Origin of the sequence: Floccifex sp., assembly GCF_051873555.1 — a bacterium.
GTDB lineage: Bacteria > Bacillota_I > Bacilli_A > Erysipelotrichales > Erysipelotrichaceae > Floccifex.
The window spans coordinates 1-23531 of record NZ_JBJEEY010000069.1; the positions used below are offsets into that span (position 1 = coordinate 1).

General features: G+C 30.4%; 26 protein-coding genes and 2 riboswitches. Of the genes, 5 read left to right on the top strand and 21 right to left on the bottom strand.

Annotated features, from left to right (window positions below; translation table 11 throughout):
- The first annotated feature begins 164 nt into the window (after window positions 1-164).
- The 5 genes from ACI32A_RS03955 to ACI32A_RS03975 all read left to right on the top strand — a co-directional run bounded on the left by ACI32A_RS03955 (window position 165) and on the right by ACI32A_RS03975 (window position 1658).
- Window positions 165-293 (top strand): hypothetical protein, encoded by a 129-nt coding sequence (locus ACI32A_RS03955; protein WP_439753728.1) that lies wholly within the window; start codon window positions 165-167, stop codon window positions 291-293.
- A gap of 9 nt (window positions 294-302) precedes the next feature.
- On the top strand, window positions 303-758 hold the full coding sequence (locus tag ACI32A_RS03960) for a pyridoxamine 5'-phosphate oxidase family protein (RefSeq protein ID WP_439753729.1): 456 nt from the start codon (window positions 303-305) through the stop codon (window positions 756-758).
- 97 nt (window positions 759-855) lie between these two features.
- Window positions 856-1038 (top strand): hypothetical protein, encoded by a 183-nt coding sequence (locus ACI32A_RS03965; RefSeq protein ID WP_439753730.1) that lies wholly within the window; start codon window positions 856-858, stop codon window positions 1036-1038.
- A complete protein-coding gene (locus tag ACI32A_RS03970) occupies window positions 1035-1256 on the top strand; it encodes a hypothetical protein (RefSeq protein ID WP_439753731.1) in 222 nt (73 codons plus the stop codon). Before ACI32A_RS03965 ends, ACI32A_RS03970 begins: the two co-directional genes overlap by 4 nt.
- Before the next feature lie 114 nt (window positions 1257-1370).
- The gene (locus ACI32A_RS03975) at window positions 1371-1658 is read left to right on the top strand and encodes a hypothetical protein (RefSeq protein WP_439753732.1); all 288 of its coding nucleotides are present in this window, start codon (window positions 1371-1373) and stop codon (window positions 1656-1658) included.
- A 404-nt stretch (window positions 1659-2062) separates the two neighbouring features.
- Here ACI32A_RS03975 and ACI32A_RS03980 read toward each other — a convergent pair whose 3' ends face one another.
- The 21 genes from ACI32A_RS03980 to dxs all read right to left on the bottom strand — a co-directional run bounded on the left by ACI32A_RS03980 (window position 2063) and on the right by dxs (window position 23517).
- Window positions 2063-2311 carry a DUF1294 domain-containing protein gene (locus tag ACI32A_RS03980; protein WP_439753733.1) on the bottom strand — a complete coding sequence of 83 codons (249 nt, stop codon included), beginning with the start codon at window positions 2309-2311 and terminating at the stop codon, window positions 2063-2065.
- 17 nt (window positions 2312-2328) lie between these two features.
- Window positions 2329-3198: an SPL family radical SAM protein gene (locus tag ACI32A_RS03985; RefSeq protein WP_439753734.1), complete on the bottom strand. Its 870-nt coding sequence runs from the start codon at window positions 3196-3198 to the stop codon at window positions 2329-2331.
- A gap of 37 nt (window positions 3199-3235) precedes the next feature.
- Window positions 3236-4087, bottom strand: coding sequence for a Cof-type HAD-IIB family hydrolase (locus ACI32A_RS03990; RefSeq protein ID WP_439753735.1), 852 nt, complete (start codon window positions 4085-4087; stop codon window positions 3236-3238).
- Window positions 4088-4089: 2 nt separating this feature from the next.
- Window positions 4090-5019, bottom strand: coding sequence for a hypothetical protein (locus tag ACI32A_RS03995; protein ID WP_439753736.1), 930 nt, complete (start codon window positions 5017-5019; stop codon window positions 4090-4092).
- 10 nt (window positions 5020-5029) lie between these two features.
- On the bottom strand, window positions 5030-5770 hold the full coding sequence (locus tag ACI32A_RS04000; RefSeq protein WP_439753737.1) for a type 1 glutamine amidotransferase: 741 nt from the start codon (window positions 5768-5770) through the stop codon (window positions 5030-5032).
- The gene (locus ACI32A_RS04005) at window positions 5767-7083 is read right to left on the bottom strand and encodes a MurT ligase domain-containing protein (RefSeq protein WP_439753738.1); all 1317 of its coding nucleotides are present in this window, start codon (window positions 7081-7083) and stop codon (window positions 5767-5769) included. The genes ACI32A_RS04000 and ACI32A_RS04005 overlap by 4 nt, the downstream gene beginning before the upstream one ends.
- Window positions 7084-7125: 42 nt before the next feature.
- The gene (locus ACI32A_RS04010) at window positions 7126-8304 is read right to left on the bottom strand and encodes a cation:proton antiporter (protein WP_439753739.1); all 1179 of its coding nucleotides are present in this window, start codon (window positions 8302-8304) and stop codon (window positions 7126-7128) included.
- Between the two features lie 39 nt (window positions 8305-8343).
- A riboswitch (Fluoride riboswitch) is annotated at window positions 8344-8414 on the bottom strand.
- Between the two features lie 23 nt (window positions 8415-8437).
- Entirely contained in the window at window positions 8438-10162 is a 1725-nt protein-coding gene (locus tag ACI32A_RS04015; protein ID WP_439753740.1) for a bifunctional homocysteine S-methyltransferase/methylenetetrahydrofolate reductase, read from the bottom strand.
- Window positions 10163-10164: 2 nt separating this feature from the next.
- Window positions 10165-12483, bottom strand: a complete 2319-nt coding sequence (locus tag ACI32A_RS04020; protein ID WP_439753741.1) for a homocysteine S-methyltransferase family protein — start codon at window positions 12481-12483, stop codon at window positions 10165-10167.
- Window positions 12473-13135: a vitamin B12 dependent-methionine synthase activation domain-containing protein gene (locus tag ACI32A_RS04025; RefSeq protein ID WP_439753742.1), complete on the bottom strand. Its 663-nt coding sequence runs from the start codon at window positions 13133-13135 to the stop codon at window positions 12473-12475. The genes ACI32A_RS04020 and ACI32A_RS04025 overlap by 11 nt, the downstream gene beginning before the upstream one ends.
- Window positions 13136-13172: 37 nt before the next feature.
- Complete coding sequence (locus ACI32A_RS04030) at window positions 13173-13664, bottom strand: hypothetical protein (protein WP_439753743.1); 492 nt, start codon at window positions 13662-13664, stop codon at window positions 13173-13175.
- Window positions 13654-14046, bottom strand: a complete 393-nt coding sequence (locus tag ACI32A_RS04035; RefSeq protein WP_439753744.1) for a DUF4430 domain-containing protein — start codon at window positions 14044-14046, stop codon at window positions 13654-13656. Before ACI32A_RS04035 ends, ACI32A_RS04030 begins: the two co-directional genes overlap by 11 nt.
- A 63-nt stretch (window positions 14047-14109) precedes the next feature.
- A riboswitch (cobalamin riboswitch) is annotated at window positions 14110-14279 on the bottom strand.
- Between the two features lie 7 nt (window positions 14280-14286).
- Window positions 14287-15171 (bottom strand): ketopantoate reductase family protein, encoded by an 885-nt coding sequence (locus tag ACI32A_RS04040; RefSeq protein ID WP_439753745.1) that lies wholly within the window; start codon window positions 15169-15171, stop codon window positions 14287-14289.
- Entirely contained in the window at window positions 15168-15755 is a 588-nt protein-coding gene (locus ACI32A_RS04045) for a M48 family metallopeptidase (protein WP_439753746.1), read from the bottom strand. The genes ACI32A_RS04040 and ACI32A_RS04045 overlap by 4 nt, the downstream gene beginning before the upstream one ends.
- Window positions 15756-15774: 19 nt before the next feature.
- The gene (locus tag ACI32A_RS04050; RefSeq protein ID WP_439753747.1) at window positions 15775-16605 is read right to left on the bottom strand and encodes an Mrp/NBP35 family ATP-binding protein; all 831 of its coding nucleotides are present in this window, start codon (window positions 16603-16605) and stop codon (window positions 15775-15777) included.
- A complete protein-coding gene (locus tag ACI32A_RS04055; protein WP_439753748.1) occupies window positions 16602-17504 on the bottom strand; it encodes a tyrosine-type recombinase/integrase in 903 nt (300 codons plus the stop codon). The genes ACI32A_RS04050 and ACI32A_RS04055 overlap by 4 nt, the downstream gene beginning before the upstream one ends.
- A gap of 11 nt (window positions 17505-17515) precedes the next feature.
- Window positions 17516-18169 carry a tRNA1(Val) (adenine(37)-N6)-methyltransferase gene (locus tag ACI32A_RS04060; RefSeq protein WP_439753749.1) on the bottom strand — a complete coding sequence of 218 codons (654 nt, stop codon included), beginning with the start codon at window positions 18167-18169 and terminating at the stop codon, window positions 17516-17518.
- Entirely contained in the window at window positions 18166-19332 is a 1167-nt protein-coding gene (gene dinB, locus ACI32A_RS04065; protein ID WP_439753750.1) for a DNA polymerase IV, read from the bottom strand. The genes ACI32A_RS04060 and dinB overlap by 4 nt, the downstream gene beginning before the upstream one ends.
- Window positions 19325-20956: a DNA repair protein RecN gene (locus ACI32A_RS04070; RefSeq protein WP_439753751.1), complete on the bottom strand. Its 1632-nt coding sequence runs from the start codon at window positions 20954-20956 to the stop codon at window positions 19325-19327. The genes dinB and ACI32A_RS04070 overlap by 8 nt, the downstream gene beginning before the upstream one ends.
- Complete coding sequence (locus ACI32A_RS04075) at window positions 20949-21674, bottom strand: TlyA family RNA methyltransferase (RefSeq protein ID WP_439753752.1); 726 nt, start codon at window positions 21672-21674, stop codon at window positions 20949-20951. Before ACI32A_RS04075 ends, ACI32A_RS04070 begins: the two co-directional genes overlap by 8 nt.
- Window positions 21661-23517 carry a 1-deoxy-D-xylulose-5-phosphate synthase gene (gene dxs / locus ACI32A_RS04080; protein WP_439753753.1) on the bottom strand — a complete coding sequence of 619 codons (1857 nt, stop codon included), beginning with the start codon at window positions 23515-23517 and terminating at the stop codon, window positions 21661-21663. Before dxs ends, ACI32A_RS04075 begins: the two co-directional genes overlap by 14 nt.
- Window positions 23518-23531: the final 14 nt, after the last annotated feature.

Genomic DNA, 23531 nt, shown 5'->3' on the forward strand with positions numbered 1-23531 from the left:
TTTTTCGATTGATAATTCAACCAAAAGTGGCTCACATTTAAATTAACAAATACACTTATTGGATTAAAGATACAGAATTTATAGAAATTGCTCAAGAAACGAATAAAAATGCGATTAAACACTATCCATTCGCATCAAACAAAAAAAATGTTGTAAAGAAAGCCTTGAAAGATAGTAAAAAACATAAAGCAGTTAGTACACCTGGTTTAGTTTGCAGCATGCATCGTATTATCGCAAAAGTAATTCCATATACTTGGATGATCAAAGTCTGGACTTGGATGCAAAAAATATAGGAGATTTATATGTTTAGAGAAATGAGAAGAAAGAAACAGGAAGTATCTAAAGAATGTTGCATCAAAATATTAGAACAAGAAAAAAGAGCAGTGGTTTCATTTAAAACTGAAGACTATCCTTATGCAATTCCGATGAATTATTTATATAAAGACAATAAAATTTATCTTCACTGTGGTTTTTCTGGACAAAAAATAGATGCAATGATGCATGATAATCGTGTTTGTTTTACAACATGGGATAAAGGCTATAAAAAAGAAGGAGATTGGGCTTATTATGTAACGAGTGTGGTAATATATGGTCGTATTCATTTTATAAAAGATGATATTATATTAAAAGCATTAGGAATGAAATATTTTCCAAGTGAAGATGAATTAAATATAATTATTGAAAAACATTATAAAAATGTGCAATTATTGTGCATTGAAATAGAACATATGACAGGTAAACTCGTTCATGAAAAATAATTTTATTTTTCTCCTTACTTTTTGAAAAAACCAAAAAAGAAAAGGAGTTTTCTTTTGTCTTTTGAAATGATTAAATGATAATAAGAAGGTGAAAGAAATGTTAGAAAAAATAGTATATGAAACATATGAAAAAACAATGCGATCTTTAAAAAGCTATGAATTTAATAATAGAAGTCGTATCTTACAAGAATGTAAAAAAAGTATTGATAAAATAGTAGATTATTACACAGAAAATGATTTTACTGTTTTAGTACAGTATACAAAAGACATAGAAAAATGATTCAATTGAATTTTATAACACCAAACGAAGATAAAAAAGGAATTGAAACATTTGTTGGATTTGAAAATATAATACAAACATATACAGATACACTTTCCAATTTAGCAATCAAATACAAGAATCCAGTATATCATTCTTTATGCATTGAATTTTTAAAAAATATTCAAAATGCGAAATGGCCAAACAGCATATTTAAACAAAATCTGACTAAACTTTAAATACAGCAGGAAAAAGAATATGAAATAAGTTTAGAACAATATTGGATTTCTCATTCAAGTTTAAAAGAAGAATTAGAAGGGAAGTTAAAGGATCTTCAAAAACAAAAAGAAGAAATGTGGCAAAAGTTATTAAAAATTGATGTTATAAAAAAAGTAAATGATTTAGAAAATGAAATAAAAGAACTAAACCAATATAAAAGAAAGTTGCCACTAATCAAACGAAAAGAAAAACATAGTACAATAGATAAAATAAATCACAAACAAAAAGAATTAGATATACTGAAACCACAAAAAGATGAAATTCTGAATCATAATGAAGATTTTCATAGATTAGAAACTATAGAAAAAAATATACAAGAAATAGAAAATCAAATGGCATGTAAAATGAGTTATAAAGAGTAACACACGTTACTCTTTTTTGGCATTATTTTACGAATCATTTACTTCGCATAATATATCTTATGTAATATTTTTATGAAATTATACTTACATATTTTTTTTATTACATAATTGTGAAGTATAAAATTTATATGATTCTTTCATTTAATAAAATAAGTGTCATTATTCATCTTTTATTTGAAATTGACTTCTCACAGGATAATATATTCTAAGATCTAATAGGTTTAAATAACTTGTAATGTTTTTTTTATTCATACTGTATCAATGATTCAATATTAAAACATATCAATTGTTGTATGTTGTTTTTCAATGTTGTAACAAGATATTCATTTCTAAATCTTATGCATACTGTTTTTAATTACTAAATTATAGGATAAATATGATTTATTGATAGAATAGGTTGCTTATTATGTGAAATATTTCACATATAATGTATATTGTATAACTAATAGAATTGGAATGCCAATGTAGAATTTCCTTTTTCGAATTTTATGACGAAAAACAAACATCGCACATAGACTTCCGATTCCCCCACCTAGAATTGTTAAGCACAGTAAGATATTTTCAGGTATACGATATTTTTGATGTATTGCTTTATATTTATCGACTCCATAAACTATAAAACTCAAAATATTGATAAATATACAATAAATCATTAAAACTTTCCTTTCTTTTAGAACAAAGTTAATTGTTCTATTTGTTTCTTTGCTTCAAATTTATTTAAATATTTGAATATTTCATCCATTCTATATTCAATTCCATACTGTTGACACAAAGAAACAAATAAATGATAGAGTTCATTTGCTCTTTGTACCGGCAATTCATATGCATTTCCATATTTTTTGATATATACTTCTTTTAATCCAGGAAATAATTTATCTAATTTCTCATAAAAATATTCACGATTTCCTTCTCGTAATGTTAATCCCATTCCAAAATTAATAATTCCTTTTACATTTTCTCTAGCACAAGCTTTTACAATTTGTTCAATATTATATTTTGTATCATTTATAAAAGGAAGAATTGGACACAACCATACAATAGTCGGAATTCCTTTTTCTTTACAAATATGTAATACATTTAGTCTAGAGGAAGTAGAACATACATTTGGTTCTAAAATAGAACACAATGCATCGTCATACGTTGTAATTGTCATTTGTACAATTGCTTTACTTGTTTGATTGATTTTTTCTATTAAATCTATATCCCTTAAAATCAAATCCGATTTAGTCAAGATAGCTACGCCAAATTCATATTTATCAATGATTTCTAAGCAACTTCGCGTTAATTTTAATTCTTTTTCGATATGAAGGTATGGATCACACATAGCGCCTGTAGCAATCATACACTTTTTTCTTTTTCGATATAAAGCACTTTCCAGTAATTCAGGTGCATTGATTTTGACTTCAATATCTTCAAAATCATGATTCATTTGATAACATTTGCTTCTTGAATCACAATAAATACAGCCATGTGAACAACCACGATATAAATTTATTCCATTTTTATTGGATAAAATACCTTTAACTTTTACAAAATGCATATACTTAACCAATCTAAAAAAGACTCAAAAAAGAGTCTTATAAACCAAGTACCTGATCGATGACTTTTCCAATGCCATTGTCATCATTGCTATCAGCAACCATAACCGCGGCCTCCTTAACTTCATCCATGGCATTGCCCATAGCCACACCAATTCCAACACGTTTTATCATTTCAATGTCATTTTGTGCATCTCCAAAAGCCATAACCTCATTCATTGAAATGCCTAACTTCTTTGTGATTTTTTCTATAGCACTGGCTTTGCTGACATTTTTAGGCATAATCTCTATCCATTGAGGACCCACTAATAATACATCATAATCTGATAAAGCTTGTTTTAAAGCATCTATATTTTTCTCAAAGAAATTCCCGGTTTGTACAAGAATTACTTTATTAATATCTTGTGTTAATTTTACTTGTTCATATGGTAAATTGATAAAATTACGATGCTCCATCCCAGCTTTTAAACCATAATCTTCTGGTTCACCAAAAATGAAAGACTTTACTTTTTTCTTCATTCGATTCATAGTGGAAACATAACTATAAAAGTCATACCCACATTGAAAAATACCTTCCACTTTGAATTCCTTACAAATCTTTTGAATCTTTAGACCATCTTCCATTGTTAAAACATCATCTAAATCATATTCTCGATTTTCAAAATCATAAACAATTTGTCCATTGACTAAAGCCAGAAAATGCGGGCCATTTTCTAAACCCAAAGGCTCATAAACAAATTTACAGCCATTTTTATCGCGTCCAGAAGCAATAATAATATGGATACCATTTTCCATTGCCTTTTGAATGGAATACAAAGTACGAGGATCAATTGTTTTCTGACTTGTTAATAAAGTACCATCTAAATCAAATGCTAAACACTTTATGGTCATAACTAACTCCTGTCCAGTTTAATTGTACGATCAATTCCCAATGCCTGACATGTCAATTCAATGGTGATTGGTTGTGGATCTTCTTCCTGATAATAAATGAAAGCATTGTGGAATGTAATCATAATATTACAACTCAATGACTGTTCAGGATCCAGATACAACAATGCATAGCCACCCGATTCACCAGAAATATTTTTTGTTTGTGCCAATAATCCATCCGTTTTTAAATCCAGTTTTTTAATATCATCCATTGACATAGATTTAAAGTCACCTTTTGATGCATAATCGGTTGTTAAACAACCGTTTAAAGTCCCTAAAGGTGTAACATAAGGAATAACCATTCTTTTATCTGTTTTATTTTCATATTTAATATAAAAATTTGATACCACAGTATTTCCTTCAAAGAAATTAATTTCAGCTTGTGAATAATCATAGCTAATCAATAATTCATCACTTTCATATAATTTCTGTGACATACCCACTTGTTTTGTCGCAACATCCTGATTACTGGCAGTACGAACTTTCGCATTTTTAAAAGCTAAAAAATCTTTGGAAGAATTAAATTCAATTCCTATATTTTTCTGATCATTATTTGGAAAGCCAATATAACCAGCAATATAAGCTTTTTCCCCGGCTGGAACAATTTTAGAAGGAACAAACTTCTTTTGATCAATGGCTCCAATTTCTTTGTCACTTCCCTTTTCTTTGATGGAATACGACAAATTATCTAAATCAAACTCATCATCTGAACTGTTTTCAATGTCCATTAAATAATAATAATAAATCGTATTTTGTGCATCATTTTCTACTTTTAAAACATCTGATAACGTTAAAATAACATTATCTGATACTGTATAGGAAGGATTTTTTGAACAACCAAATAGAGAAAGACACAAAAATAAGCTCATGAAAAGACTCAATACTTTTTTCATTTTTTCCTCCTTATTCCACATCAAAACGCTTAAAAAGAACATCTCTGGCTTTTTGTTCAAACAAAGAAGGCAAAGACTTTAAATCACTAAATTCAATGACGGGATTTCGTTTCTTTAATGCTTTATAAATCACAAAATCCGCAACAACTGGATTTTTAGGCAGCAAAGGACCATGTAAATATGTTCCTAGAATTTTTCCATCATAAAAGCCTTCAAAACCAGCATCAAAACTATTTCCATATCCATGAAGGACTTTTCCTAACGGACTTGAAACATTTAAAGTCTGTCCACCATGATTTTCAAAGCCAATAATTTTTGTTTGAATACCATCTAAATTCGCATCAATAATTATATTACCAATACAACGAGACCCTTGTTTACCTGTATCCGTATAATAATCATAGAATTTTAATCCATCAATTTTTTGTCCATCTGCTGCAATATAATATTGACCAAATAATTGATAGCCACCACAAATCAATAAAACAAATGTATTTTCGTCCATGGCTTTTTTGATATTTTCTTTTCGAGAAAGTAAATCCGGAATCAAACTAATTTGTTCCTTATCAGCGCCGCCTCCTAAAAATAATAAATCATATAAACTTAAATCCATTTTTTGTCCGATTTGGCAAGTATCCAATTGAAAATCAATACCACGATCTAAACAACGTTTTTTAAGGACCATCATATTTCCTTTATCACCATATAAATCCATAATATCATGATACATCCAGCATACTTTTAAATTCATAGGCCCATCTCCTTTACAATGACATGACGAACAGGCAGAAGAGCTGTATATGTCGCGATAACATAGACTTTTTCAGGAAAAGAAAAACTTTTAGAAACAGCTTGTTCCATTGTATCATAGACTTCAATATCACCTTGGTAGCCACCATATTCAATACGCAAAGCCATATCATATCCACGCGTACCCGTACAAATGATACGCTTTGTTTGTTTATTCATAATTTTTTCAAAAAAAGTATCATAAATCCAGCTGACATCGGTTCCATCTTGTTCTCTATCATTTAAAACAATACAAATTGTTTTATTTTCTAAATCCGTTTCAATGACTTTCATAACTTCATTGGCTCCCGTTGGATTTTTAACTAAATTTAAAATACAAGTATGATTATAATTATTAAAAGATTCATTTCGACCTGCAGGTTGAGGAGCATGACTAAATACATATTCAATAACATCTGTTTTAATATTCAAGTATTTGCATACTGCACATACCGCCGCACAATTATACATAGAATACAAACCATGATACGGTTGACGGAAAGTATGCCCATCACAAGTAAAAGATTGTTTATTCAAATCAATATTTTTTAATTCAACATATAATTCAGGTGTCTGAAAATCACAATGTGAACAATGAAATTTTCCAATATGTGAATACTGATAAAAAGAATAATTTAATTTATGACCACATTCAGGACAAAACTTTCCTTCAGAAGCTTCTGAAGTATTCTTTAAAGAATATTTATTCTTTTCCATTCCAAAATAATAAACATGACTATTCACAGCTTTTTGTGCTAAACGAACCACGTTGGGATCGTTTCCATTTAAGATTAAGTCTCCTCTATAATTTGGCAAAACATCTTCAATGGTTTCAATCAGCTGCTCCATTTCTCGTGCACGATCCAATTGATCGCGAAAAAAATTATTCACAACAAAACAAGTAACAGGAATAAAAGGAAGAATATGGCGAACATTTAATTCATCGACTTCTAAAACACAAGCCGTAGCATGGATGCGTCCACTTAAGGAAGCATTCGTCAACAATGTCGTTGTGATGCCTGCTTTTAAGTTATCGCCTTTTCGATTGGAAATCACATGATATCCTGCATGAGCTAAACAATCCGCAATCATGTTGGCTGTACTTGTTTTTCCATTTGTTCCTGTCACCAAAATAACAGGTCCAGTAAAATCCAATTTATTTAAAATTTCGTGATCTAATTTTAAAGCGATTGAACCAGGTAAAGACCCTCCACGTCCAATGCATTTTAAAAATAGAGAAGATATTTTGGCAGCGCAAATCGCAAGTGTCTGCATAACAATCACTCCTTCACTATTCTTCTATTATACACGAAACTTCTATTGGGATAAATACTCCTTTTCAAGACACTTTTGATCGAGAATATGCATCAAAATGGCGCCTAGTGGTGCACTGACTAAAATGGAAAGAACAGAAATTGCCAAAATAAATTCTCCTTGTGATAGTCCCATTGCCAATGGAACAGAACCAATAGCTGCTTGAACCGTGGCTTTTGGACAATAAGAAACAGCTGTAAAAAAGCGTTCTTTTTTATTTAATGGTGTTTTGATCAAACATATAAATACACCAAGAATTCGAATCAATAAAATAACAAATAAGAATAAAACACTAATCCATCCATAATCAAAGGCAACACTTAAATTTACACTGGCACCTACTAAAACAAATAAGAAAATTTGTGCGATATTCCATGTTTGATTATAAAAATGGTTCAAAGACATACAAGAATTAGATGTATTATGCAAGGCAAGTCCCATAGCCATAATTGAAATATATCCGCTAAAAGGAATGGGTAAATTCTCTAATTTCATTAATAAAAAAGAAAAACATAATACAAAAATAAATTCATTTATAGAATGCATTTTTATTTTATTCAAAAATAAAGACACAATTTTTCCAGTTCCATATCCAATCAAAATACCAAAACCAATGGAAAAAGGAACACGCAATAATTCACTGGCATGAAAACCATTTCCCATCGCTAAAGAAGTAAAACAAGAAAACATTACAATCACAAAGACATCATCCACCGATGCACCTGCTAAAATCATTTGCGGAATTCCCTTTTTGGTACCTAGCTTTTTATCCATGCATTCAATCATTTTCGGAACGACAACTGCAGGAGAAACCGCTGCAATTACACTTGCCAGAATAGCTGCATCTAATGTGGAAATTGAAAAGAATTTTGGTGCGAAATAAATAGTAGCTGCCATTTCAAAACAAGCTGGCACAAAACACATTAAAATAGCTGGGCGACCTACTTTTTTTAAATCCGAAATATCTAAGGATAAACCAGCACGGGTCAAAATAATGATCAAAGCCATTTGTCGAATTTGTGAAGATACTTCTAGAATAGATATATCTAATAAAGATAAACAATAAGGACCTAAAATCATACCAGCAATAATCATTCCTAACAAACGAGGTAAATGACATTTTTGAAATAAAAAACCTAGAAACAATCCCAATAAACAAATATACGCAATACTCTCTACCATAAATCCTCCAAAAAGAAAAAACTGATGACACAACAAAAAAATGTTGTAGAAGTCATCAGCTTTATGCGGTTTTGCAATATGCAAGGGAGACATTCATTCCCTTTGAAAAGAAGAACTTTCCGAAAAAATACTATCACATTTTTTTATATAAATCAATAATTTTTACCATTAGTTCACTACGACCAAAAGGCGTCATCAAATAAAAACCATCTACATAATTTTCTATTTTCTTCATAATTGTACTTGAAACATGAATCGCAATTTCCTGGGCTTGTTCTCGATTTTTATTGACATATAAATCCATAATTTCTTTACAAACATGAATTCCATTGATTTCATTTTCCATGAAAACCGCATTTCGATATGAAACAACAGGAATAACGCCTCCTAAAATATAGGCATTTAATTCCTTTTTTGCTCGTTTTAAATTTTCAAATGCTTCTAAAGATAAAATAGGCTGCGTAAAGAAACCAACCATTCCATTTTCTATTTTTTCTTTTGCGATTTTTAATTGAATATCAAAATTCAATGCATTGACATTTAAAGCCCCAAATAAATGAAAAGGAGACATCATTCCTTTTTCTTCTAAAGAACAAATATATTTTGCCATTTTACGAGAATTAAATTGATATACCGTCTTAACTTCATCACGAGAATCACTTGGAATAGGATCTCCCGTAATTAAAAGTACATCACGGATTCCCTGGGCATAATCTGCCAATAATAAAGCCTTTGTCGCATTTAAATTACGATCTCGACAAGTCATATGTGGCAATACATCCATATTTAATTCACGTTTTACTTTACAAGCCAGTAAAGAAGCATCCATTCTTGCTCGTCCAATAGGACAATCCGCAATTGTTAAAGCATCTGCCACTTCTTTTAATTGCCAGGCCCCTTTCATAAACTTTGATAAATCCCAATTTGATGGAGGATCTAATTCCACTGCAATAACTTTTTGAAGATTGGATAATTTTTTATAGAAATCACTTGGATCTTCTATTGTATCAATATGTTTGATTTCCTTTTTTATAGGTTCATTTACTTCATAATTTGAATGCAAAGAATTTACAAGTTCTTTAATATGATCTGGTGTTGTTCCACAACAACCACCCATCATAAAAATATTATAATTTCTCATTTTCAACATTTCTAAAGCAAAATAAGAAGGATTAACTTGATAATATGTTCGATTATTGACAATGGTTGGATAACCAGCATTAGGCGAAACATAAGAAATATCTTCAAAAGATTGTAAAAGAGATACCATATGTGATACACCACATCCACAATTTAATCCAATTACATCAAAATGATTTTTTGTATGGGATATTAAATCTTGAATATGGATACCAGAACTTGAAAATCCATCACTTTGAACTGAAAAACTTACAATTAAAAAAGCATCTTCAACTTTGGAATGAATATAAGAAGCGATTTCATTTAATCCATCAATTCTAGATTGCGTCTCAAAAATAAAATATTTTATATTTTTTTCTAAAAAACGATCTACGACCCATTTCATTTCTTCAAACGCATCATATTCACTTGAAATGGGGCCAATGTCTGCAAATACAAAAACATCAAAAGCATTGGCAATATCACAAGCTTTATAAATAGATTCTTTACAATATGTTTCATCTTGAAAATATGGACGATTACAACAAAAAGTATTGGTTTTAATAGCTTGTGCACCCGCTTCAATATATTCATTATGAATCTGAGATATCCATCGCGGATGAATCACATTCATTTTTTCTACGCATTGTCTTTCAAATGGATGCAGTTTGGAAAAATAAGTACCCATAGCCCCATCAAAAACCAGTATATGATTTTTACAATATTCCTGAATCTTCATAACTATCCTAACACTTTCTTGGCAATATCTGCACTTTGTTTTGCATCTTTTGAATAATAATCGGCACCTATTTCTTTGGCATACTCTTCTGTTAAAACGGCTCCTCCAACCATAATGACACAAGGATGTTTTGAATCTTTCAGTGCTTGAATTGTTTTTTTCATTGATTCAACTGTTGTCGTCATTAAAGCCGATAGTCCAATTAAATAAACATTATGATAAATGGCTTGTTCCACTACTTTTGCAACTGGAACATCTTTTCCTAAATCAATGACTTGATATCCATAATTTTCCAATACAACTTTAACTATATTTTTCCCAATATCATGAATATCGCCTTCAACTGTAGCTAAAAGTATTTTTCCTTTTGAAATGTTTTGTCCTTTATTGGCAATACGCTCTTTTATACAATCAAAACCAGCACAAGCTGCATTGGCGGCATTGATTAATTGTGGTAAAAACAATTTATTTTGTTCATATAATTCTCCTACTTTATCTAAAGCCGGAATTAACTTTAAATTAATGATATCCATTTCATTCATGGTCTCTAATTCACGTAACGTGCATTTATAACATTCTTCTTTTAAGCCTTTAATGACAGCTGATTCAATATCCATACCAGAAGAAGAAATAACTTTTTCTTCTTTAATATTCGCAAACCGTTGAATATAATCCTGACAATCTTTGTCTTGACAAGAAATGGCTTTAAAAGAATGGATACAATCCATAATAGCCTGACTATTTGGATTCACAATAGGTAAATCCAAACCACAATATAAAGCACTCGTTAAAAAAGAACAAATAATATGATTTCGACTAGGTAAGCCAAAAGAAATATTAGACACACCCAATGTGCAATACAAACCAAGTTTTTCTTTGATTATCTGCATGGCTTTTAATGTCTCCATAGCCTGATTTTGTTGCGCAGAGATCGTTAATGTCAAACAATCTATAATAATATCTTTATCATCAATATCATAAGACTTAGCTTTCTGATAGATTCTTTGAGCAATATTAAAACGAGAAATCGCATCTTGAGGTATACCGTTTTTATCTAAAGTTAAACCAATGACACTGGCTCCATATTTTTTTACAATGGGTAGAATACTATCACAATTATCGCCATTCACTGAATTCACAATGGCTTTTCCATTACAGACTCTTAAACCCGCTTCAATGGCTTGTATATTCGATGAATCAATTTGTAAAGGAACCGTAACAACGCTTTGAATGGCTTTTATGACATCAATCATCATAGAAATTTCATCAATACCAGGTAATCCTACATTAACGTCCAATACATCGGCACCTGAATCGACCTGGGCAATTGCTTGTTCCATGATATAATTTAAATCATGTTCTTTTAAAGCTTGCTGGAATCGTTTTTTTCCTGTTGGATTGATTCTTTCACCAACGACTCGCACTTGATTTAATTCTATCATTTGACTGCTTGAACAAATACCGTGTTTTGATTTCATTGAAATTTTTTGTATTTCTTTGTCTTTGTTACAAGCCTGAATAAAAGAAGGAGTACTGCCACAACATCCACCAATCATAGAGACACCTAATTCTTTAAACGCATTGATTTTTTCTTTGAAAGTAGAGGCATCCATTTGATATTCACCTGTTGCTGGATTGGGTAAACCGGCATTGGGTTTTACAATCAAATCAATATCGGTCCATTGTTTCATTTCTTTGATTAAAGGATAAATTTCATCTGGTCCTAAAGAACAATTAATTCCCATGGCATCGATTTTTAATGAATCTAAAACACATGCCATACTAGCTACTTTTGTTCCAGTAAAAGTTCTTCCGTTTTTTTCAAAACTCATTGTGACCCAAATTGGTAAATCACAATGTTCTTTTGCTGCTAATACACCAGCTTTTACTTCATATAAATCGGACATTGTTTCAAAAACAACGATATCAATTTCCTGTGTTTTGGCTATATCAATAATTTGCGCAAAAATATCATAAGCTTCTTCAAAAGATAAAGTACCATAGGGTTCCATTAACTCTCCAATTGGACCAATATCTAAAGCTACTTTACATTGATTGCCCGCTGCTTTTTTTGCGATTTGAATATTGGCAATCAATAATTCTTCCAAAGAATAATTTAAATTCGATACTTTATGACGATTTAAACCAAACGTATTGGCATAAATAACCTGACTTCCACTATTAATATATTGACGATGAATATTTTCTAAAATATCTGGATGTTCTAAACCAAAGACTTCAGGTCTTTGGCCTAAACCAAGTCCATATTTCTGCAACATGGTTCCCATAGCACCATCTAATAAAATATATTCATTTTTCACAAGTTTGTCCTCTCTTTCTAAATGCACATGTCATAAATAAAGAACATACTTCACAACCTTTATGACGATGTAAATATGCATGATTTGAAATTGCGATAAGACCGGTCACTGATTTTCTTGGAATTAATATATAATTTTTTGTTAAACAAACACCAATTGTTTTTGAAATCTGAAGAAAATCACATAAAGTATTTTGAAAGGATAAAGGACAATCTCCATATCCAGGTGAAAACCGATCAGAACAAAAATCATTAGAAAACATATGATTTATGTCTTCTTCAAAATTGTCACAGACATTTTCAATGGCTGCATTACAGCATGCATCAAAAATAAGAGCATCTGCCACATCACATACTTCTTTTTTTCGTAAAATTTGTTCCACTTCTTGTCCTAATGTACACGCAAAAAAGATAATAAATTTAGCTGGATTTATCATTTCTTTTAAATCATTTCCAGGAAAATCAATAGATGTATATTGTTCCTTTGATAACAGACGATATATCAGTTTAGGTTGTATATTAGATACAATTTTAATGTTATTTTGTATTTGATTTAAAATTTGAGAATCCAATATCTGATCTTTATAGCCTAAATAATAAAGCACTTGTGACAAAGGAATTTCAGTGATTCTTGCTTGTATTTGAAATTTCATGTCATTATTATAATAAAAAAAAGACGAGAAATCTCGTCTATTTCAAAAATCGATCAAATATTTTTGCACATGGCTCATATAACCATAAAATAGAAATGAAACTACTTGCGGCTAATAAGAATTCAAATAATAAATCGGCCATAAAATACGATACAAAATTGACATGCATTAAGAGAATGGAAGCCAATACAAAGATCCAGGAATATAAGAAAGAATATAAAACACCTGTACATGCTAATGAAAAAGATGATTCACATTTTTTAAATAGAGTGTTTGATAAAATTGGAATCAAAGCCCATCCCATCCACATAAAAGGCGTATAATACAAATTAAAACTTCCCAAAATTAAATTATCAAATAATACATGCAATGTAATCACGAGTAAAGTTTCATGTATTTTAAGTTTTTTAGAATATAATACCAATAAAAATACAGTTAATTGAATATTCGGAAGAAAGGTTAATACTTCTTCTTGAATGGTTAATATAGCACTTAAAAAAGCCAGTAAAACCAATCTTTTAGTATTCATAATTTAATTCAGTCATGATAAATGAAACTTTCATTCCATCTTTTACAACAATATCATTAATACCTACTTCACTCATTTGATCATCGACATAAATACAAATGTAACTTGACCAATCTTCTGGTGTTGTTAATTCATCAATTGTCATCAACATTCCATTGTCAATAGTTACATTATCAAAATTTTCTTCTACAAGATTCACTAAGGTATCCCCTTCCATGAATTCCACATTTTTGTCTTGAAGAACATTTTGATCTAAATCAATGACTTCAATTTGAATAGATCCATCAGCTTTTGATTGCGATAATATTTGACGACCAAACAAAGCCGCTACAATGGCTACTAGAACAACCACTGTCACAATAAGTTTTTTTGAATTTTTCATTTCTTTTTCTTCTATCTAGTCCATTTATTCAAACCCCAGTAAATAAATAAAATAAATAGAAATCCTCCTATCTAGATTCAGGTAAGTCTTCTGACTTGGTTTCACTTTACTCTCAAGCCTTATCAATTACTCAATGACATATATGATTTCATCAACCTTACAGCTGCCGGGACAGTTCAAGCTTTTCACTTGATTCCTTATTAAGAAATACCGCCTGAATTCTTATAACATTATATCATATTAAAAAATATTGTCATTCTTTTCTTCAATACATTTGATGACATGATAGCACATTTCACTATAAGGAAGACAAACATTGAATTCCTTGGCCATTTTCAACAATTCCCCTAAAAACATGTCCACTTCTGTATGCTTCTTTGCTTGTATATCCTGTAACGTCGAATAAATATTTCCTGAATCACTGCCAGGAAAAATACAAACATTTTCTGGTATTACAATTTCTTTTAGACAAGCAATTTTATAGACCTCCTTCCATAAGACACTCGCTAAAAAATATCCGTGTTTAGATTTTGTATACATTAATGAATTAGCTTGAACAATTGCTTGTGGCAAGTTGTTGGCAATATTGGAAGCATATTTGATCCACATTTGATTGATAATGTCTTTAATGCAATGATAATGAATCAATGAATTCGAAAATAGATTTATACAACGATTTTCTAATTCTATATTGTTTGAAATACTTCCAAAATATACATCAGAAATCAACTGATCATTGAATGTAATATGATTGCCATTTCGATAAGAAGCTAATTTAATAAAAGAATGAAGAATATGTTTTGAATCTATGACTTGTGCAATTTTTTCTTCACTTGTCACGCCATTACATAAACACAAAACAATGGTATTTTCATGAATCAATTGTGGTAAAAATTCTAATACAGAATTTAAAGCTGTATATTTTGTACAAATAAGAACCATATCTTGATAGCCAGCATCTTTTGGTGTTTTTACATTGAGCTTATAATGAATATCATTGATATAAATTCCATTTTTTTCTAAATTTTCTTTTCGTTTTCCTTGTGCAATAACTGTACATTGATTTCTAAATCCATAAATAAAATAAGAACCAATGGCACCGGCTCCAATAATGGCTACTTTCATTTTGACTCCTTTATTTTAAATATTAAATCTGGTTTTGAAATCTTTGAATAATCTGGATACCACTGATGAACTAAATCATAAAATTGTTTCGAATGATTGGGTATAAATAAATGCGCACATTCATGAACGATGGTTGCATATATAAAAACATATGAAGTACAAATTAAATAGGCATTTAAATGAATTTCTCTTTTCTTTGTTAAACAACTTCCCCATTGGCTTCTGTAACAGCCAATTTTAAAAGATACATCTTGAATTTGAAGATGATTTAAAGTTTTTTCTAATAATGCAGGTAATACCTCTTTTGCGATTTGAAGAAGAATTTGATCAAAATCTTTTTGATTTCGAACATATATTTTATTTTCTTCGATTTTAGTTTGATTGGAAATACAAAGAATATATGGTTTTTCCAGAATATGAATACTATCTTCATTTTTTAAAAATTGATCTTTTTCTTTTTGAAGCTGATTTATGATCCAGTCTTTATTTGACTCTACAAATTCATCAATTCGTTGTTTAGAAATATAAACAGGACATGAAACAATGACTTCCTGATTTTTTACTTTTAGAATCATTTTTTTCATGCCCTTTTTTCTTTGAATCTTATAAATCATTTAATAACGCATCACAACAAGATTCTAAATATTTTTGTACTTTTTCTTTTTGATCTTGTTGATAAAAATCAAATTGATTAATATCACGAATTAAATCAATCATTGGTAAAGTCGCATAATTTTTGCATTTTGTTTCTTCAAAGAACGCCTTTAATTCATCTTCATTATAAAAATCAATTCGCTCATGACAGTTTGGACATTCTAAATAAGCCATATTTTCTATCACACCCAATACCTTTATCTTCATTTGTTCACACATATGAATAGCTTTTGAAACAATCATTGAAACCATTGGCTGAGGTGTCGAAATCATAACAACGCCTTGTAAAGGTAAAGACTGCATAATGGTTAAAGCAACATCTCCTGTACCAGGAGGCATATCAATCAACAATACATCCAGTTCTTCCCATAATACATCGGTATAAAACTGTTTGACAACACCGGCAATGACAGGTCCTCTCCAAATAACGGGATCACTTTCATTTGGTAATAAAAAATTTAAAGACATCACTTTAATGCCTTCTTTTGATTCAACAGGAATAATTTCTTGTTTCTCTGTGGCATAGGCAACATTTTTTTCAATATTCAATAAACGAGGAATACTAGGCCCAGTAATATCGGCATCCATGATTCCAACTTTTAATCCTTTTTGAATCATTTGCTTTGCCAATAAAACGGTAATTGTAGATTTTCCTACCCCGCCTTTTCCTGACATGATCGCAATAACATTTTTAATTTTATTATTGGGATTTTGAACAATCCCACAGCTCGAAGAATTTTTCGAACAATTTCCTTTACTTGGACATCCTTCACAACTCATTTTTTTGTCTCCTTTTCTATACTTGGAAAATACGAATCATATACATTTTTTAATCGAGTATCTTGTATATGCGTATATATTTGCGTGGTCTGTATATCGCTATGCCCCAGCAATTCCTGGACCACTCTTAAATCCACGTTTCCATTCAATAAATGTGTCGCAAAACTATGGCGAAAACTATGAGCAGAAATATTGGGATTTAATTGTAATTCATTTACTTTTTTCTTAATCAATTCATGAACATATTGCCTGGTTAAAGGATGTGATAACTGATTAATAAAAAAATAAGGACTCTTTTTTTTATCCCATTGACATCGAACCAAAGAAAGATATTGATTCATTTGATCAATACAATCCGAAGCAATCGGAACCATTCTTTCTTTACCACCTTTTCCTTTAATTCTTAATAGCTTTTCCTGTAGATGAACTTCATTACTTTGTAAACAACAAAGCTCGGATACTCTTAAACCGCAGCTATATAATGTTTCAATAATAGTTCTATGAAAAATTCCTTGATCGGATTCATCAAAGGAATGAATCAAACGAAATACATCTTCTATTTGCATATAAACCGGTAAATGCTTCTGATTTTGAAATCCATGAAAATATAATATAGGATTATTAATTTCAGGATGATTAAGCGTTGTATATTTATGAAACGAACGAATCGAAGCTAACATTCGATTACAAGATGATGGAGCATGGGATTTTGCATAGTCTTGAAAAAAAGAATCTACTTTTAAAATCGTAATGTCTTCCATTTTTTCAATGTTTATTTTTTCTAAATAAGACAAGTAACAATTTAAATCACGTATATAGGCTTCAATTGTTTTCTGTGCTTTATTTTCAATTACCATTAAATTGATTTTAAAATCATTTAAAGCTTCTCTACATTTCATATAGTTTCTTTCTAAAGCCAGATGAGTGGCAATATATTACATTTACAAGAAGAATCTTTTATGGCTTCTATACAAACATTTTTACATTCCTTTGAATTTGAATCAAAACCAAACTGCATTTTGCTGACTTGAAAATTGTTTTCATGTAAACAATGCATAATTTCATTTAAACGTGATGGACGATGAACAAAATAGAATCGTCCCTTTGATTTTAATAAACGAGAGGCATGAATCATTAATTCATTTAAAGATAAATTTACTTCTATGCGTCCTAATTGTCGAGCATTTAAAGTAACATTTTTATTGGTTTCTTCTATGGAAAAGAAAGGCGGATTGGATACAATCACATCAAATTGATTATGTTGAAATTCTTTTATATCACAATGAATAAAAGTACAAGGATGTTTTATAAATTGCTGATTCAATAAAGCATTTTCATAAGACTCTTTTACAATTTCAACACCAATGCATTCTTTAAAATCAAATTGATCTAAATATACTAATAAAGCACCATTATTGGTTCCAATATCTAAAATTGTTTCCTCTTTTTTCACTTGAACAAACTGAGCCAGAGTCCTGGTATCAACATTCATTCGAAATCCATCTTTTCTTTGATACAATTTATATTCTGGATTGACAATATAATCCAATGTATATTCATTCATTGTCTCTTTCCTTTCAATAAATCCGATGCACTCATAAATACATTTTGTTTCATTTCTCGATTTAAGGATTCAATAATAGATTTTGAATCTTGCATCGGTTTTTCGAATAAATTCATTTGATCTATAATTTGATTCGCATTTTGAATGGAAGCCATTGTCAATGCAATAAACCGATATCCTACGGGTTCAAAATTTTCTTCTATTAAAGATTGAGCTATTTCATAAATCATTTGATATTGATTGGTATATGCATTCATTGGTTTTGAACGAACAATGGTATGAAAACTCGTATCACGCAATGAAATCGATAATAGTTTTCCTTTTTGATTGTCTTTTATTAAACGAGAAGACAATTCTTTGCTTAATTCCATAGTTTTATTATATACCTCCTGAATTGTATATAAATTTGTAGTATATGTTTTTGAAACGGAAATACTTTTTTGTGTCGAGGAATAATGCAACAAAGAACTACTATGCCCTCTGGCTTTTTGAATCAAAGCATATCCACTGTTTTTCATCAATTTCAATATTTTCTGTTCGTTTTCAACATTGGCAAAATCACCAATGGTTTGAATACCAATTTGACGAAGAACAGGAATGGTTTTCTTTCCAATTCCATGCATCTTGGAAATATCCAAAGGCCAGAGTTTTGTTTCAATTTCAGAAATACGAAGAATGGTAATACCACTTGGTTTTCGCATATCACTGGCCATTTTGGCTAAAAAACGATTCGGTGCTACACCAATAGAAACACTTAAACCCGTTTCTTGTTTAATGCCACTTTGTATTTGATAGGCTAAGTCTAATGGTCGCTTATATTGCTTAATAATTTCAGTTACATCCATGTAGCATTCATCAATACTTGCTGGTTCAATTTGATGGGTATATCGTTTTAAATAATTAAAAAATTTATTTGATAACATGCGATAATAATTGAAATCGCCTGGTTGAAGAATTAATTCTGGGCACAATTCCAATGCCTGATATACAGGCATAGCACTATGAACGCCTTTTTCTCGTGCAATATAATTGGCTGTTGAAATGACAGAACGCTTATTTTTAGAACCAATCGCTAATGGTTTTCCTATAAATTCTGGATGCCGAATTTCTTCAGCCGAAGCAAAAAACGCATTGATATCGATATGAAACAAGACTCTACCCATTTTTTACTCTTTCCTTTAATTCTTTGGCATTGTTTAAAGAAGCAGGGCTAATATTTCCACTGGACATCACAGCCAATTCTTCAAGACATCCTTTTTCATCTAATTCTTCAATTGAAGTAAATGTTTCCTGATTTTTTACGTTTTTAAAGACACGATAATGTGTATCAGCCCAGCAAGCTACACTGGATAAATGTGTAATACATAAAACCTGATAATGAGAAGATAATAATTTCATTTTCTGTCCCATGCTTAAAGCCACTTTTCCAGATACGCCTGTATCTATTTCATCAAAAATAATAGTTTCAATGGAATTTTGAACTTGAAAAACGACTTTTAATGCCAACATCAAACGAGATAATTCCCCTCCTGATGCACTTTTTTTCAAAGGAGAAAAAGGTTGTCCTGGATTCATAGATACCATGAATTCTATGGCATCCATTCCTTTTTTTGTAGGATTGATAGATTGAATATCAATTTTAAATTTCGCATGTTCTAACATTAAATCATGACAATGACTTTCAACTTGTGAAGATAAAGAAGATAAACATTGAACACGTGATTCATGAAGTTGTAATGCGAATTGATCGTATACTTTTTTTGATTGTTTACATTTTTTTTCTAATTTATCAAAGACATCTTGACGATGCAAAATTAAATCTACTTTATTCATATAAGACTGCAGCATTTGCTGCATTTTTTCAAAAGAACCACCATATTTTCGAAATAACTTCTTAATTTTATATTCACGTTCCATTAAAGTATCTAGGTCTTGTACATCATTTTGAAAACGATCTCTTTTTTCTTTTAAGTCTTGTGCAATAGCTTCTAACTGATAATATTCATTTTCAACAGAAGAAGACAGTACATCATTTTTAGATAAAATTTTATGAAGCTGATATAACTGATCTAAAATACCATTTTCCTGGTCTAATAAATAAATAGAACGCTGAAAGTCTTCCATGTTTTTTTGAAATTGACTGGCTTGTTTGATTTGTTCTTGTAGTTGTTCAAGTTCATTTTCTTTTACATCTGCCTGATTGATTTCATTGATACAGCTAGTAATATAATCTAATTCATCATCAGAAAAAGTTTCATTTTGTGCTTTTTCTAATTCTTTTTTGTTTTTGGCATAGATTTGATACGCTTCTTGTACTTTGCTCAATAATGCATCATTTCTAGCATATTGATCTAGTAAAGACAATTGAACGTCTGTATCCATTAATTGAATGGTATCCATTTGAGAATGAATATCCAGAATTTGATTCATTAACTGGCGAACATAATTTAAAGTGGTCGTCATCATATTCAATTTAATAGTAGATTTGCCATTCTTTGATACAATTCTTTGAATCATCAATTGATCTTCAATTTCATAGCCATCTTCTTCTAGTTTTGAACAAATTGTTGAATTTGGTAAAGAACAGACCATTTGAAGAATACATTTTTCTTTTCCTTTACGAACAATATCTCCATTGATTCGATCTCCACATAAATAGCCAATCGCATCGATTAATAAACTTTTTCCAGCCCCGGTTTCTCCTGTGATTACACTCATTCCTTTATTAAAATCAACACAGGCATAATCAAATAAGATATAGTCTTTAACGGTTAATTGCTCAATCATGGTCTCTCCTTTCTTTGGCATATAAAATATATTCCTGATTTCCATTTCTTCCAGTAATAGGACAAGGAATAACAGAAACTTTCTGATAGTGAATAAACATGAATTGTTGAATATCGGATACAATTTTCTGATGAATTTTTTTGTCCTTGCAAACACCTTGTTTATTTAAGTATTTAGGACCACATTCAAATTGAGGCTTAATTAAAATGGCCATATGCTTTGGTTGTATCTCCTTAACAATCACATCCAATATTGTTTTACAGCTGATAAAACTGACATCCATACAAATAAAATCAATGATATCTTCAAACCAGTCTGCTTTCATATGACGTGCATTTTTTCCTTCCATTTCAATGACTCTTTTATCTTCTTTTAAAGAAGGAGCCAATTGAAGATGACCTACATCCAATGCATATACTTTCTTTGCACCTTTTTGTAAACATAAATCCGTAAATCCACCCGTACTGGCACCAATATCTAATACAATTTGATTTTCAATTGAAAAATGAAATACATCAAAAGCGGCTTTTAATTTATAAGCAGCTCTGGAAACAAAGTCTTCTTCTTTCAAGATTACTTTAATTTCATCGGTTTCTTTAATATCATAAGATGCTTTTTGAATGCATTTACCATTCACATAGACTCTACCCTCTTCTATGGCATCTTGTGCTTTAGAGCGCGATGAAATAAATTGTAAACAAGCTTTATCCAATCGCATCTGAATCCTCACAAATTTTTTGAAATAAACCATTAATATGTATGTTTTCTTCTATACGAAGTGAGCGAATTGATCCATGTCCAACAAAATGATCTTCGATACCCATTATATCAATATCTTTATTGATATATTCTAAAATGGCACTGCTTAAAGAACCAATTTTACAATCTGTTTGATAAATATATATTTTTAATTTTGTTTTCATTAATTCATCTATCATTTTTGTATCAATGGGTTTAAAGAAACGAGCATTGACTACAATCATTGACATATTATTGATTGTTGCTTTTTCAATGACTTTATCTACTTCTGGTCCATAACAAATAACTATACAAGAAGGATGATTGCCAACAACTGTTTTTGTCCATGTTCCTGGTTGAATATAAGTATATTCTTTATTTTTTTCATATTTCACAAAACCACGTGGATAGCGGATAAAATATGGTTTTCTTTCCTGGAAGGCACTATATAATAGATTTTGTGCTTCAAAAGCATCTTTTGGCTGTGATAAAATCACATTTGGAATACTTCTAAGAAAAGAAATATCAAAAACACCTTGATGTGTTTCTCCATCATCTCCTACCAATCCAGCTCGATCAATACCTACAACAACTGGTTCATACATACGTGCCATATCATGGTTTATTTGATCATAAGCTCTTTGTAGAAACGAAGAATAAATACTGACAAATGGTTTTAATCCTGCTTGAGCCATTGCAGAGGCCATTGTAATGGCATGTTCTTCCGCAATGCCACAATCAAAAAAGCGTTTAGGGAATTTGTGTGCAAATTCTAAAAGCTTGCTTCCCTGTGCCATTGCCGGAGTAATAGCTACAATTTTCGGATCGTGATATGCTAAATCCAATAATGTTTTAGAAATCACTTCAGACCAGCTTAATTCATCATCTGGATGCTCTAATAATGGCATGCCCGTTTGAATATCAAAAGGAGATACACCATGCCATTTACCGACTTCATCTTTTTCTGCATACGGATACCCCTTTCCTTTTTTTGTCAGAACATGAATCACAATGGGTCCATCACTGTTTTTAGCGGCTTTAAATGTACGAATTAATGCATGGATGTCATGTCCATCCACAGGACCTATATAATTGATATTAAAGTTTTCAAATAAAGGCGCATTAATCACTTCATCACGAATGTGATCTCGAATATTTGTCATGGATTTTAATAAATTAGTTCCATATGATGTATTTTTTAAGTTTTTCTTTACATCAATTTTCATATTCTGATAAAACGAACTCGTTCGTATATTTGTGATTTTTTGTTCAATGGCACTATGATTTTTTGAAATTGACATATTATTATCATTGAAAATAATAATCATTTTTCTTTGTTGTGTTCCAATATCATTTAAAGCTTCCATAGACATTCCAGAACCCAAAGCTCCATCTCCAATCACAGGAATGACTTCATAGTTTTCATGCAATAAATCTCTGGCTGTCGCAAAGCCTAAAGCTGCGGATAAAGAAGTTGAAGAATGCCCGGCTTCCCAGCAATCGTATTCACTTTCTTTTCGTTTTTGAAATCCTGAAAGTCCATCCTTTTTTCTAAGAGTCGAAAAATAAGGCGCTCTTCCAGTTAATATTTTATGCGTATAACATTGATGTCCTACATCAAAAATAATTTTATCTTTTGGAGCATTAAATACATAATGAAGACAAACACTTAGTTCTACAACGCCTAAATTACTCGATAAATGACCACCCGTTTTAGAAATATTTTCAATTAAAAACTGTCGTATATCTTCACACAAGCTTTCCAACTCCTGAATGGAACAGTTTTTAATATCTTGTGGTGAACGAATATCAATAACTCGCATGAGTGCCTCCTGTT

Excerpts from the sequence above, each read along its gene's own strand:
- ACI32A_RS03970 (WP_439753731.1), top strand. The coding sequence starts at position 1,035 with ATGATTCAATTGAATTTTATAACACCAAACGAAGATAAAAAAGGAATT.
- ACI32A_RS04070 (WP_439753751.1), bottom strand. The coding sequence starts at position 20,956 with ATGATTGAGCAATTAACCGTTAAAGACTATATCTTATTTGATTATGCC.
- ACI32A_RS03995 (WP_439753736.1), bottom strand. The coding sequence starts at position 5,019 with ATGAAAAAAGTATTGAGTCTTTTCATGAGCTTATTTTTGTGTCTTTCT.
- dinB (WP_439753750.1), bottom strand. The coding sequence starts at position 19,332 with ATGGGTAGAGTCTTGTTTCATATCGATATCAATGCGTTTTTTGCTTCG.
- ACI32A_RS03980 (WP_439753733.1), bottom strand. The coding sequence starts at position 2,311 with ATGATTTATTGTATATTTATCAATATTTTGAGTTTTATAGTTTATGGA.
- ACI32A_RS04050 (WP_439753747.1), bottom strand. The coding sequence starts at position 16,605 with ATGAGTTGTGAAGGATGTCCAAGTAAAGGAAATTGTTCGAAAAATTCT.
- ACI32A_RS04060 (WP_439753749.1), bottom strand. The coding sequence starts at position 18,169 with ATGAATGAATATACATTGGATTATATTGTCAATCCAGAATATAAATTG.
- ACI32A_RS04030 (WP_439753743.1), bottom strand. The coding sequence starts at position 13,664 with ATGAATACTAAAAGATTGGTTTTACTGGCTTTTTTAAGTGCTATATTA.
- dxs (WP_439753753.1), bottom strand. The coding sequence starts at position 23,517 with ATGCGAGTTATTGATATTCGTTCACCACAAGATATTAAAAACTGTTCC.
- ACI32A_RS04000 (WP_439753737.1), bottom strand. The coding sequence starts at position 5,770 with ATGAATTTAAAAGTATGCTGGATGTATCATGATATTATGGATTTATAT.
- ACI32A_RS04075 (WP_439753752.1), bottom strand. The coding sequence starts at position 21,674 with ATGCGATTGGATAAAGCTTGTTTACAATTTATTTCATCGCGCTCTAAA.
- ACI32A_RS04035 (WP_439753744.1), bottom strand. The coding sequence starts at position 14,046 with ATGAAAAATTCAAAAAAACTTATTGTGACAGTGGTTGTTCTAGTAGCC.
- ACI32A_RS04015 (WP_439753740.1), bottom strand. The coding sequence starts at position 10,162 with ATGAAGATTCAGGAATATTGTAAAAATCATATACTGGTTTTTGATGGG.
- ACI32A_RS03975 (WP_439753732.1), top strand. The coding sequence starts at position 1,371 with ATGTGGCAAAAGTTATTAAAAATTGATGTTATAAAAAAAGTAAATGAT.
- ACI32A_RS04010 (WP_439753739.1), bottom strand. The coding sequence starts at position 8,304 with ATGGTAGAGAGTATTGCGTATATTTGTTTATTGGGATTGTTTCTAGGT.
- ACI32A_RS04055 (WP_439753748.1), bottom strand. The coding sequence starts at position 17,504 with ATGAAATGTAGAGAAGCTTTAAATGATTTTAAAATCAATTTAATGGTA.
- ACI32A_RS04005 (WP_439753738.1), bottom strand. The coding sequence starts at position 7,083 with ATGCAGACACTTGCGATTTGCGCTGCCAAAATATCTTCTCTATTTTTA.
- ACI32A_RS04040 (WP_439753745.1), bottom strand. The coding sequence starts at position 15,171 with ATGAAAGTAGCCATTATTGGAGCCGGTGCCATTGGTTCTTATTTTATT.
- ACI32A_RS03965 (WP_439753730.1), top strand. The coding sequence starts at position 856 with ATGTTAGAAAAAATAGTATATGAAACATATGAAAAAACAATGCGATCT.
- ACI32A_RS03990 (WP_439753735.1), bottom strand. The coding sequence starts at position 4,087 with ATGACCATAAAGTGTTTAGCATTTGATTTAGATGGTACTTTATTAACA.
- ACI32A_RS04045 (WP_439753746.1), bottom strand. The coding sequence starts at position 15,755 with ATGAAAAAAATGATTCTAAAAGTAAAAAATCAGGAAGTCATTGTTTCA.
- ACI32A_RS03960 (WP_439753729.1), top strand. The coding sequence starts at position 303 with ATGTTTAGAGAAATGAGAAGAAAGAAACAGGAAGTATCTAAAGAATGT.
- ACI32A_RS03985 (WP_439753734.1), bottom strand. The coding sequence starts at position 3,198 with ATGCATTTTGTAAAAGTTAAAGGTATTTTATCCAATAAAAATGGAATA.
- ACI32A_RS04025 (WP_439753742.1), bottom strand. The coding sequence starts at position 13,135 with ATGAAATTTCAAATACAAGCAAGAATCACTGAAATTCCTTTGTCACAA.